Here is a 12987-nt window from a genome sequence, read left to right as displayed (position 1 = left end):
AGCGAATGGTCGTTTCGCTTTGCGCCGCCGCTCGCCTATATTTCGCCGAATCGGCGCATCTTTAAGCAAAACTCAAACGTTCCCGCGCCGATGCACCTCAACTACCTCGGGGCATTGCGATGAGCGATACCAACCAAACGCTGCCGACTGGCGCCGCGCCCGGCAAAGACCGCAGTGGCCATAGCGCACACGGCGGCGGTCTCTTCTCCACTGAGGACTGGTGGGCCGTCTGGATCGGCCTGCTCGTGATCGCGATCGCCTGGGGGTTGTTCGCCTCGGGCAGCAGCATCAAGTGGCTGGCGGTAGCGCCGGCCAAATGGTCGACCGTGGCGCTCGCCGCGCAGGACATCGGCAAGCATCTGCCGAACTATGTCGCGCTGTTCGTCGTGTTCGCCGTGCTGTTCGGCGTGAGCCTCGCCGCGTTGAAGCAGCGAGTCAGCGCTTTCCTGGCGTCGTTCCTGATCCTGTTCATCGCATCGGCGCTGATCTTCACGCTGGGCGCGTGGGTCAATGCGTCGAAGTACAACCTCGAGCCGCCGCTGGTGGCGCTGGCGCTCGGCCTGTTGATCTCGAATGTGTTCACGTTGCCGGAGTGGTTTTCCGCGGGCTTGCGGGTCGAGTTTTATATCAAGGTCGGCATCGTGCTGCTCGGCGCGACGCTGCCGTTCACCTTGCTAGTGTGGGCGGGGCCGGTCGCGGTCGGGCAGGCGACCATCGTCTCGCTCGTGACGTTCTTCGTGATCTTCTTTGCCGGCAAGGCGCTCGGCCTCGACCGGCGGTTCGCAGCCGTGCTCGGTGTCGGCGGCGCGGTGTGCGGCGTCTCGGCGGCGATTGCGATTGCCGGCGCGGTGCGGGCCAAGCGCGAACAGGCGTCGGTGGCGATCACATTGGTCGTGTTGTGGGCCATCGTGATGATCTTCGTGCTGCCGTTCGCATCGCGTTCGCTGGGTCTATCGACGGCGGTAGCCGGCGCATGGATCGGCACCTCTGAATTCGCCGACGCCGCGGGCATTGCCGCCGCGCAAGCCTACGGCGACTTCGCGAAACACGCCGGCGGGGTGATTGCGGGGGCACCTGAGGCGTCGCTGCAGGCGTTCACGCTGATGAAGGTGGTCGGCCGCGACATCTGGATCGGTATCTGGGCGTTCGTGCTGGCGATTGTCGCGACGACGCGCTGGGAGTCGCAGGACAGCGGTGTCAAAGCCAAGGCCAATGCCGGTGAGATCTGGGCGCGCTTTCCGAAATTCGTGATCGGCTTCGTGATCGCGTCGGCGCTGGTGACGTGGATCGCCAGCCACTACTCGTTGGCTGATTACCGCAAGGTTGTCACGCCCGAATTCGTCGCGCCGATCACCGCGCTGCGCACGTGGGCGTTCACGTTCTGTTTTCTGAGCATTGGGTTGACCACTCGCTTGCGCGCGCTTTCGGCCACCGGCTTGAAACCATTCCTCGCCTTTACGGCGGGCGTGGTGGTCAATATCGCCATCGGCTACGCGCTGTCCGCGCACGTGTTCGCACCGTACTGGAATAGCTTGGGGCAGGGCTCGTGATGAGCAAGGCCGTCCGCATCGCCGGCACGGCCCATGAGCGCGGAGAAGCGAGCGGAGAAGCGTGCGCGCCGCGCTGTGCAAGCTGCCGGTATCGCGCCGAGGATCGGCATTCACTGGAGCAGAGCATTCCGGGTCTCGCCGTGTTCAGTTCCGGGTTTGGCGCGAGCGTGGCGGACAGCCGGCTTTGCCGGCTGCACGACCAGCTCGTTTCGCCCAACGACGCCTGCGCTCAGTTCAAGCCGATCCCGCATCACTGACGCGCGTGGTTCTGTCGCCGCCGGTTGAACCGCGCGGCGCACATTCGCTACTCGCTGTATCAGTCGAGACCGGCGTCGCACTGCCTATCGCGAGCCGCCGGATTCTGCCGTTCAATCGTTCAACGCTGCCCGCGTGTCGCCAGCCGATGTGCGCGATGCCGGCTGCGCGCGTCCATCGTCTGCCGTGCGTTTGCCCGAACCACCCGTCGCGCCACGAATGAACAGCACGGCGCAAGTCGCGCACATGGCCCAGATGCCCAGTACCACAAACCACTTTTCCATTTCGCCAGTCCTCTGAAACCCCGTACCGTTTTTTGTGTGCGTGCCTTGCGGCCGCGACCATCCATGTTCTGTATAACGGCGCGCCGAGCAATCTGATAAGGGTAAAAGCGAAAAGAATCACGCCAGGGAAAGTACTGATCGCCGCCTCCGTCGCCGCGTCCAGCGCCATTCGGCGCAAACCCCCGCTGTATCGAGCTTTCCAGAAGGTGCAACCATGCGTGGCGCATGGTTGCACCTTTTTATTGGGAGGCGTAGGATTCGCTCAACTTTTAGTCTTTCGCCAGCGATTTGGTCTGGTATCCGAAGAAGGAAACATGGCTAGCACCACCCTCGGCGTCAAGGTCGACGACCTCCTGCGTTCCCGGCTGAAAGATGCCGCCACTCGCCTCGAACGCACTCCGCACTGGCTGATCAAGCAGGCGATCTTCGCATACCTCGAAAAGATCGAGCACGGCCAATTGCCTCCTGAATTGTCGGGCCACACCGGCTCCGCCGATCTGGCTGACGGCTCCACGGTGGAGCAGGAGGAAGACGGCGCGTCCCATCCGTTCCTCGAATTTGCGCAGAACGTGCAACCGCAATCGGTGCTGCGCGCGGCCATCACCGCGGCTTACCGCCGTCCCGAGCCGGAATGCGTGCCGTTCCTGCTTGGTCAGGCGCGTCTGCCGGCCAATCTCGCGGGCGACGTGCAAGCGATGGCCGGCAAGCTGGTCGAAACGCTGCGCACCAAGAGCAAGGGCGGCGGCGTTGAAGGGCTGATCCACGAATTCTCGCTGTCGAGCCAGGAAGGCGTCGCGCTGATGTGCCTCGCCGAAGCGCTGCTGCGCATTCCGGATCGCGCCACGCGTGACGCGCTGATCCGCGACAAGATCAGCAAGGGCGACTGGAAATCGCACGTCGGCCAGGCGCCGTCGCTGTTCGTCAATGCCGCGACGTGGGGCTTGATGATCACCGGCAAACTGGTGGGGACCAACAGCGAGGCGAGCCTCTCGTCGGCGCTCACGCGACTGATCGGCAAGGGTGGCGAGCCGCTGATCAGGAAGGGCGTCGATATGGCGATGCGCCTGATGGGCGAACAGTTCGTCACCGGCGAGAACATCTCCGAAGCGCTGGCGAATAGCCGCAAGTACGAAGCACGCGGTTTCCGCTACTCGTACGACATGCTTGGCGAAGCAGCCACCACCGAAGCCGACGCGCAGCGTTACTACGCATCGTACGAACAGGCGATCCACGCCATCGGCAAGGCGGCCGGCGGCCGCGGTATTTACGAAGGCCCTGGCATCTCGATCAAGCTGTCGGCACTGCACGCACGCTATTCGCGTTCGCAGCAGGAACGCACGATGAGCGAACTGCTGCCGCGCGTGCGTTCTTTGGCGATCCTCGCGCGCCGCTACGACATCGGCCTGAACATCGACGCTGAAGAAGCCGACCGCCTCGAAATCTCGCTCGATCTGCTCGAAGCGCTGTGCTTCGACCCGGAACTGGCCGGCTGGAACGGCATCGGTTTCGTGGTGCAGGCGTATCAGAAGCGCTGCCCGTTCGTGATCGACTACCTGATCGATCTGGCGCGCCGCAGCCGTCACCGCATCATGGTCCGTCTCGTGAAGGGCGCGTACTGGGATACCGAAATCAAGCGTGCACAAGTGGACGGCCTCGAAGGCTATCCGGTCTACACGCGCAAGATCTACACGGATGTCTCGTACGTTGCCTGCGCGAAGAAGTTGCTCGGCGCGCCGGATGCGGTTTATCCGCAGTTCGCCACGCACAACGCGCACACGCTGTCGGCGATCTATCACCTCGCGGGCAATAACTACTACCCCGGCCAGTACGAGTTCCAGTGCCTGCACGGCATGGGTGAACCGCTGTATGAGGAAGTCACCGGCCGCGACAAGCTGAACCGTCCGTGCCGCGTGTACGCGCCGGTCGGCACGCATGAAACGCTGCTCGCGTACCTCGTGCGCCGTCTGCTGGAAAACGGCGCGAACACGTCGTTCGTGAACCGCATCGCCGACGAAAACGTCGCGATCAAGGACCTGATCGCCGATCCGGTCGACGAAGCCTCGAAGGTCGTCCCGCTCGGCGCGCCGCACGCGAAGATTCCGCTGCCGCGCAATCTGTTTGGCGCCGAGCGTCTCAATTCGATGGGCCTCGATCTGTCGAACGAACATCGTCTGGCGTCGCTGTCGTCAGCATTGCTGGCGAGCGCGCATCACCCGTGGCGCGCCGCGCCGATGCTCGAAGACAACGAGATCGCCGTGGGCGTCGCACGTGACGTGCGCAACCCGGCCGATCATCGCGACCTCGTCGGTACAGTCGTCGAAGCGACGTCGGAACACGTGAGCGCAGCATTGGCGCACGCGGTCGCCGCCGCACCCATCTGGCAAGCGACGCCGGTCGATGCCCGCGCCGATTGCCTCGCACGTGCCGCCGATCTGCTCGAAGCACAGATGCATACGTTGATGGGTCTGGTGGTGCGTGAAGCCGGCAAGTCGCTGGCGAACGCGGTCGCGGAAATCCGTGAAGCGATCGATTTCCTGCGCTACTACTCGACGCAGATCCGCAACGAGTTCTCCAACGACACGCACCGCCCGCTCGGTCCGGTGGTCTGTATCAGCCCGTGGAACTTCCCGCTGGCGATCTTCATGGGCCAGGTGGCCGCGGCTTTGGCGGCAGGTAACACCGTGCTCGCGAAGCCGGCTGAACAAACGCCGCTGATCGCCGCGCAAGCCGTGCGTATCCTGCGCGAAGCCGGCGTGCCGGCGGGCGCGGTGCAACTGCTTCCGGGCGACGGCGAAACGGTCGGCGCCGCGCTGGTGGCCGATCCGCGCACCCGTGCGGTGATGTTCACCGGTTCGACCGAAGTCGCGCGTCTGATCAACAAGACGCTCTCGAACCGGCTCGATCCGGAAGGCAAGCCGATCCCGCTGATCGCCGAAACCGGCGGCCAGAACGCGATGATTGTCGATTCGTCGGCGCTCGCTGAACAGGTGGTCGCGGACGTGCTGCAATCGTCGTTTGATTCGGCCGGTCAACGGTGTTCCGCGTTGCGCGTTCTTTGTCTGCAAGAGGATGTTGCGGACCGCACGCTGGAAATGCTGACGGGCGCGATGCGCGAACTGTCAGTGGGCAATCCGGACCGCCTGTCGATCGACGTCGGCCCGGTGATCGATCTCGACGCGAAACGCGGCATCGACGCGCACGTCGCGGCGATGCGCGAGAAAGGCCGCAAGGTCGAGCAACTGCCGATGCCGGAAGGCGGCGCACAAGGCACGTTTGTTCCGCCGACGCTGATCGAACTCGACAGCATCGACGAATTGAAGCGTGAAGTGTTCGGCCCGGTGTTGCATGTGGTGCGTTACCGCCGCAGCCAGCTGGACAAGCTGCTCGAGCAGATCCGCACGACCGGCTACGGCCTGACGCTCGGCATTCACACGCGGATCGACGAAACCATCGCCCACGTGATCAGCCGTGCGCACGTCGGCAACATCTACGTGAACCGCAACGTGATCGGCGCGGTGGTGGGGGTTCAGCCGTTCGGCGGTGAAGGTTTGTCGGGCACGGGTCCGAAAGCAGGTGGCGCGCTGTATCTGCAACGCCTGCTGGCCACGCGTCCGGCGGGTTTGCCGAAGTCGCTGGCCGATGCATTGATCGTCGATGTGCCACAAGCGGGCGTGAACGGCGATAATCCGTCCGCTGCCTTGACGGCGCTGCGCGACTGGCTGATCAGCGAACAGCAGCCGGTGCTGGCCGCACGTTGCGACGGTTATCTGTCGCATGTGCCGGCGGGCGCAACTGCGGTATTGTCGGGGCCCACCGGCGAGCGCAACACGTACACGCTGGGCGCGCGCGGCACGGTGCTGTGTATCGCGTCGACGGCGAGCGGTGCGCGCGTGCAGTTCGCCGCGGCGCTGGCTACGGGAAATCGGGCGTTGTTCGAGGGCGCGGCTGGTGAACAATTGGTGTCGCAGCTGCCCGCCGCGTTGAAGTCTTACGCAAGCGTGAAGAAGAGCGCCGATACGCCGTTCGACGCGGTGCTGTTCGAAGGCGATAGCGACGAACTGCTGGCGCTGGTGAAGGAAGTTGCGAAACGCCCCGGTCCGATCGTCTCGGTGCAGGGCGTCGCGGCTCGCGCGCTGGAAAGCGGCGATGAGGACTACGCGCTCGAGCGTCTGTTGACGGAACGCTCGGTCAGTGTGAATACGGCAGCAGCAGGCGGCAATGCGAATTTGATGACGATCGGTTGAGCGAACCTCATCGATTACTTCAAAAAAACGGAAGCGGTACGGCGACCCCGAAAAACCGCTCCATCCACACCTGGTACCAAGGAGAAGCTATGCAACACAAGATGACAAAGCTGGCAGGCGCAGCGCTGGTTGCGGCCATGTCGCTGGCGGGGACGGCCAACGCTCAATCGACGGAAGACGTGAAGATCGGCTTTGCCGGTCCGATGACGGGCGCACAGGCGCACTACGGTAAGGACTTCCAGAACGGCATCACGCTGGCTGTGGAAGACATGAACGCAACCAAGCCGGTGATCGGCGGCAAGCCGATTCGCTTCGTGCTGGATTCGGCCGACGACCAGGCTGACCCGCGCACCGGCACCACCGTTGCACAAAAGCTGGTGGATGACGGCATCAAGGGCATGCTCGGCCACTTCAACTCGGGCACCACGATTCCGGCTTCGCGCATTTACGCGAACGCGGGCATCCCCGAAATCGCGATGGCGACGGCACCTGAGTACACGCAACAAGGCTTCAAGACCACGTTCCGCATGATGACGTCCGACACGCAGCAAGGTTCGGTCGCCGGCACGTTCGCGGTGAAGACCTTGGGCATGAAGAAGATCGTGATCGTCGACGACCGCACGGCGTACGGCCAAGGTCTGGCTGATCAGTTCGAAAAGGCCGCGAAGGCCGCAGGCGGCCAGATCGTCGATCGTGAATACACGAACGACAAGGCTGTCGACTTCAAGTCGATTCTGACCAAACTGAAGTCGACCAACCCGGACATGGTGTACTACGGCGGCGCGGATTCGCAAGCAGCACCGATGGTCAAGCAGATGAAGCAACTGGGCATCAAGGCTCCGTTGATGGGCGGCGAAATGGTTCACACGCCGACGTTCATCCAGCTCGCGGGTGAAGCGGCAAACGGCACGGTGGCATCGCTCGCCGGCCTGCCGCTGGAAGAAATGCCGGGCGGCAAGGACTACGTCGCTAAGTACAAGAAGCGCTTCAACGAAGACGTGCAAACGTACTCGCCGTACGCTTACGACGGCGCAATGGCCATGTTCGACGCCATGAAGAAGGCTAACTCGACCGATCCGGCCAAGTACCTGCCGCTGCTCGCGAAGACCTCGATGCCGGCAGTGACGGCAGCGAACCTCGCGTACGACGGCAAGGGCGATCTGAAGAACGGCGGCATCACGCTGTACAAGGTTGTCGACGGCAAGTGGACGACGCTGCAAAGCGTGGGCGGGAGGTAAGCGGTTTTTTTTGCTGCTTGCTTGAGCGTCACGGGAACCCCGCTTCGGCGGGGTTTTTTTACACCACCGGAAACGCTGATTTTTTGTTCGGCGATGCGGTGTTGTCTGCCGGAGCGCTTACAAGCATCGTGATTCATGCAGCCGGCGGTCACGAACCTGGCGTCAACCTTTGAGAACGAACTGCTTGCCAGGTGTTTTCGGTCTAGCCCCACCGCGAGGTTGCGTCGACGCAGCGCTCGCAGCATGAGCTGTTATTTTCAGATTGCCGTCGCGTCGGACCAGCAACGCATACGCACACCCTTTTTCTGCCGCCGAATCTGTCGTCGTCGGTGCGTAGTCAAGCCATCGGATAGGCTTTTCTGTGTCCGTTTCTGCCGGAGGACTAGCCGCCGATTTTCCGGAAAAAGCAAAGAACCCACTCTCGTATTTTTCCAGGATATCGACTATTCCGCTGTTCCCTGCTAATTCGTTGCGTTCGTTGACAAGCACCATGTCTTCGGAGATTCTCAGACTTGGTATTTCCTCTCCGTTTAAGGAGAGATATGCACGATAGATGCTTGCGGCGCCTTGCTGATCGGTATGCCACTCCTGATCACCACTTTTCTGTCCAGCGTGGAAAGCATAAAAATATTGCTCGTCCACCCCGAAAGCAACGGTCGATCCACTCAATTCGCCCGCGGATACGATCACTGGATATCCTTCTCTTAGGTCGTCCAATTTTATCCGAATTGCAGCGGTTCCCGATTTTCCACCCGCTAACTCGATAATGGATATATCGTCGTTAAGCAAGTTATCTTTCCCCCAGGTTCCTGCCCAAACTTCATCTTTCCCCAGAGACGTAGTGTCACCGCCCTTCCACGTATCCACGACATCAGCGAACTTGCCGTCGGCGAGAGAAAACTTTTCGATCCCGATCGAATGGGAGTCAAATCTTGCAGCGTCAAAGCCAAGCCCAATCTCACTGGATGATTTTCTATTCAACAATCCGTTCCTGGCAAGAGGCTCGACGTCACCCCGAACCAGAGCGCCAATGTCCGTATGCGCTAGCTGGATCGGTCCACTTTTTTTCTGATGGCCCTTAAATTGCCATTCAAGCGGTGAGTTCCGATCGATTTTCCATCGACTATAGTCGGTGATGAATTTATTGTGACCGGAATGATGGGTCCGGACATAATCGAGAAGCACTGTCAAATAGGCCAAATTATCCGGATTTTGTAATGCTGCTTTATTGGCTCTCTCGAGGGAGTCATTCAGTTCCGATGGCGACAGTCCAAATTCCCGCATGATTTCCTGAACGTTTTCCCCCCGAAACTGTGGCTCCGGTAACGCAACGATATCGGCAATGTCCAGGGAATCGCCGAAGATTTTCGCGTATTTAAAGTCGGGCGTGTCGCGTTTCACCGCGTGATAAGCTTCATGAATCAAAACGGTTGCCAGGTAATCCTTGAACTCGCTTTGGGTAAAACTCTTTCTGAGCGATGCATCGATCACTGCGTCAACGTATATAGTAATGGGTGGAAATTCATTTTTCCAGTCACGCAGTGCGGCAGCAGCTCTCGTGACCATAAGTATTTTCGGTTGATTCGCGAGATAGCCGGCCTGATAAGAAATATCGTCGCCGACGGTGAGTTGATTTAAAAACGACCTGATTTTTTCCAACTCATTTCGGATGTTTTCTTTCACGGCGTCAGTGTGTCTGCCCAGAAAGATGTCCAGCGCCTCATTGATCTTTTGTGACTCTTTCTTCTGGCTGAGGGCTTTGAGAGCGTTGTCTAGAGAATCCAACGCGCGTTTGCGCGAGCTGGTTACAAACTTGCAGAGCGGCTCAATCTGGACCTGGGTCAGGCCAGCAAGGTGACTAGCCTTGATGCCACCGATCGGGGCACCTAGCAAAGCTTCCTTTTCTTTAAAAGAATACGAGTATTCATAATATCGGATGTCATCGTCATTTCGAGCTAGCACGACCCCCTTGGCTTTGTTGGAGGTGTTTCCAGCAGGTTTTTTGCCACCGGCAGTTTCCGGGGTTAGCGTGTTAATTTTTCTCTTTGAAATTACCTTTGGGGATATTAATTTAAACCCGGATCTAAACTTTAATGTTCTGACGCGTCTGAAAAGAGAGGTTGCGATAGTTTTGAGCGGTAAGGGCTCCCAGAACGCAAATAACTCGTAACTGGTAGTCGCAAAAAGGCGGAGTGGTAAAAGCGAAAAATCCTTCGCCGTATCTGCAACAATCGCCATTAATAACGCCTTTCCTCTGTGCCCTTTGATGAGATTTTCGAACGTTGATATGCGTAAAGCTTTTGCGCTTTGCAAAGAAAGTTCCGCTTCCGGAATCACTATCGATACCATGGTGAGAAGATCAAGTGTTACTTCTTCCAGGATTTCTTTGTTCGAGGGATGGTAGTCAGGATCATTAGCGGCGTGATAAACCATGTCGAATCCCGGGATAAACAAGGTAATGTATTGCCACCAATGCAAGTGATATTCCACGTCCTCTCGCTGGTCGATTATTCTCTCAAGCATGGTCTTGCCGGCAGCATCCGTGATTTCGATGAGTCGCTTTCCCGAAAAATCAGGTCCGTCTAGTCGATCTAAAACGAGATAAGCTTCACTGAACGTTGTCGCATCGAGACTCGTCGTGTTTTGGAGGACCGGATGTATCACTTCTGTGAACAACTGATTTTTCCTCCACAGTAAATGCTCAGTTGGGAAGAATGCGGAAATGCCTTCTGAAGGCCGAAGGTAGGGTTTTTTTTGCGATATGGCCAAGAGTATTCTATTTGCAGTCATTTCGGCTGCAGTTACGGTTTTGATAATAAATCGTCCGTTAAGTGTGGAAATGACGGTCCAATTTCCTGATGCCATTTCGCAAAAAATCAATTCGCCAGCTATCGAATATCCTGCGCCATATATATTGCGGATCATTTGGTAAAAATTGGACGCACTATTGATCATTTTCCGGAAAACAATCATTAAGTTAAATTCTTCTTGAGGCAATAAAGGTAATTCTGCTACTGGTTTTACAAATACATTTGTTCTGATTGTCCGTATCGGCTTTTCGGTGAGAATCAGATAGGGATGCAAGCCATAATCGAAGAGTGCGTGGAGGCTGAGCGCTTCTGACAACGGTGAAAGATATTCAGATCGAAATGTTACGAACTGGTTATAATATTCCGCGTCGTTACTCGTTTCGATGTTTGGCTTGATATTCTTTATGAACTGCTCTGCTTCGGCCACTGTCCCGCTGCGCCGCTTTGTGAATGGCAGCTCGTCAAGTCTATTATTGAACTCGATAAGTAATTTGGTAGGATCCAGGTTATACCAATATAAATCACCAATGCTCGATCCTGTCAGTGATTTATAGAATATAGCTTCTGCGAATGAAGCGAACGTCGTTACTTCGGGACTTGAGCCGACGAGCAAGGCGAAATTATCGAGGCAACCTGTAATCGATAAGTTATGAATGTTGTCAGGTAGGTTTTGATTTTTTCCGAGCATCTGCAGCGTCGCTTTAACAGCCAACGCTCTGGCTTCAAAAACGGTGGCATCTTCCGGGGTAATTGCTGAAGCAGGGAGTTTTGATTTGATTTTTCTCAGAACATTGAGATAGTTGCGGGATAGGGATATGCGCTTTTCGACATAACGTGATGCATACCTGTGTGCGAGAAGTGACTTGGCCTTTATTTCCAATTCGATACGTTCACGTGGACCCCGAAGGTTATACATGTCTTCCCGTAGTTCGAGGATTTTCTTCTGGATCGTATGCCGGATTGCAGATATCATTTTCTCGGAGATGCCGGCCTTTCCATTTGGAGCCGTGAGGGCGTTGTCGGCCCACAATTGGAGGGCAATACCCACTCCCTCAGCCAGCGGGCCAGTGGGGTCTGTTTTTGACTTGTTGCCGAGTTGATTTACGATATAATCATTCAGAGTTTTAGCGTGTAATGGAAGTTCGTTGATATTGATCGGCAAATCAAAAACCGATTCCAACTTGACAACCACTCTATGCTTACCCTCCGGACGAAAACCTTGTTGTGCGCGCGCGGCGAAGGTCTCGTAGGCTTTTATTTTGATAAGGATTAACTTTAGACGCCGCAATTTTTCAGGCGCACATTCCTTGACACCGCTATTGCTGATCTCTTTTAAAATCGAATAAAGCTGTTGGCTATATCGATGTTCTGAGGAGAGGTAGCATACGGGAGGATGAGAGTCATCAGAATAGTCAAGAAAGGCCTGACGCACGGCCGTCCTATAGATTTCTTCATTCTCCTCAGAAGGCCGATCTTCATTTTTTATATCGGAAATTGAATCAAGGGCGTCTTCAAAAAGACTATAGTCGAATTGAGTTTCGAGGAAAGACAGAACACATCCAAGGTCCTGCCCCTTCAAACCAATCCAATTTGAATGCACGGCGTACCTGTTGGAATCCACGCTTGGGCATTCCTGGCCTGGTGGTTCGGCATCAGCCCGCAACGCTTCCATCCCGGAGTTTTCTTTCTTTCCCGCAAGGTGAACCCCTAATGTGGCAAAGCCGGCGGTCAATACGACAACGGAGGTCAGGGCCATGGACGCGAGGACCATATCCGTTCGCGATAGCCCTGTAGTGCACGCAACAACTGCGGTCCCAACGGCGATGGTAACGACGGGGTTCGTTTCTATCTTCGCGGATCCGGCCGAGTGTTGAGCGCTGGCTGCGGGATCGGCCCTAGGCGCACCCGAAGCGTCACCGGAAGCTACGGCCTCCCTGCTGGGCGTACTGAACGCCGCGTGCCCGACGACGGTGGCAGCCGCGCCCATCGGGACTGAAACGTATCCGCCGCTCTTTGTCCCGGGCGATCGTGCGCAGGTCTCCGGGACAGCGCTCTGCACCGCGTCCGCCTCCAACTGCGCCGATTGACGCGCGGCATTGGTTTGTTCCTCTGGAAGTGACTGCCAAGGCGGCGTTATCGGGTCCGTCGTTTCTGCACGACCTGACAATATTGAACACACCGTAGCAGCCGTTGCGGATACATCGTCCTCGCCTAGCCTGTCAATGACATCAGCCATGACCATCTCGAGGCCCGGCGGCTCCGCACCGTTGCCGGCACGCGCCGCTCGGGCGACCTTTGGACAAGAAGTGGATAACGTCAAGCAGGATGGCCGGTTTACCGACAATCATTTTGGCCGGTCGACCGGGTTGATTGTCGGTGGTTATTCGGCCATGTTTGTCGCTCCTTCCTTGTGATTGTCGCTGGATGATTGTCGGCGCCGGCTGTTCTGTTTGTCGCTGGCGGTGCGACGACGGTAGCTTTCGACATTCATCTCGAAGATCGTCGAATGATGGACGAGCCGGTCAATTGCAGCGACGGTCATGCCGGGATCGGGGAACACGTCGTTCCAGCCCGAGAACGGCTGGTTGGCCGTGATCAGAAGGCTA

At 57.8% G+C, this 12987-nt stretch carries 7 protein-coding genes; 4 read left to right on the top strand and 3 right to left on the bottom strand.

The features are described 5' to 3' along the window. Positions 1–119 precede the first annotated feature (119 nt). Both HHL24_RS38685 and HHL24_RS38680 read left to right on the top strand, forming a co-directional pair. Positions 120–1550 (top strand): YeiH family protein, encoded by a 1431-nt coding sequence (locus HHL24_RS38685; protein ID WP_169490575.1) that lies wholly within the window; start codon positions 120–122, stop codon positions 1548–1550. After that, a complete protein-coding gene (locus tag HHL24_RS38680) occupies positions 1550–1807 on the top strand; it encodes a hypothetical protein (protein WP_169490574.1) in 258 nt (85 codons plus the stop codon). Before HHL24_RS38685 ends, HHL24_RS38680 begins: the two co-directional genes overlap by 1 nt. A gap of 111 nt (positions 1808–1918) precedes the next feature. Here HHL24_RS38680 and HHL24_RS38675 read toward each other — a convergent pair whose 3' ends face one another. Beyond that, positions 1919–2089, bottom strand: a complete 171-nt coding sequence (locus HHL24_RS38675) for a hypothetical protein (RefSeq protein ID WP_169490573.1) — start codon at positions 2087–2089, stop codon at positions 1919–1921. Positions 2090–2403: 314 nt separating this feature from the next. On the opposite strand from HHL24_RS38675, the gene putA reads away from it, so the two are divergent. Both putA and HHL24_RS38665 read left to right on the top strand, forming a co-directional pair. Continuing rightward, positions 2404–6333, top strand: coding sequence for a trifunctional transcriptional regulator/proline dehydrogenase/L-glutamate gamma-semialdehyde dehydrogenase (putA, locus tag HHL24_RS38670; protein WP_169490572.1), 3930 nt, complete (start codon positions 2404–2406; stop codon positions 6331–6333). Between the two features lie 89 nt (positions 6334–6422). Continuing rightward, entirely contained in the window at positions 6423–7571 is a 1149-nt protein-coding gene (locus tag HHL24_RS38665; protein ID WP_169490571.1) for a branched-chain amino acid ABC transporter substrate-binding protein, read from the top strand. Between the two features lie 162 nt (positions 7572–7733). On the opposite strand, the gene HHL24_RS38660 is transcribed toward HHL24_RS38665, so the two are convergent. Continuing rightward, entirely contained in the window at positions 7734–12617 is a 4884-nt protein-coding gene (locus HHL24_RS38660; RefSeq protein ID WP_169490570.1) for a cytotoxic necrotizing factor Rho-activating domain-containing protein, read from the bottom strand. A gap of 144 nt (positions 12618–12761) precedes the next feature. Further along, the coding region (locus HHL24_RS38655; RefSeq protein WP_230417513.1) for an ATP-binding protein at positions 12762–12987 on the bottom strand (226 nt) is incomplete at its 5' end.

This window comes from Paraburkholderia polaris (genome assembly GCF_012927345.1).
Lineage (GTDB): Bacteria > Pseudomonadota > Gammaproteobacteria > Burkholderiales > Burkholderiaceae > Paraburkholderia > Paraburkholderia polaris.
Note: the sequence above shows the minus strand (reverse complement) of the source record. Positions and strands in the feature narration are given on the sequence as shown.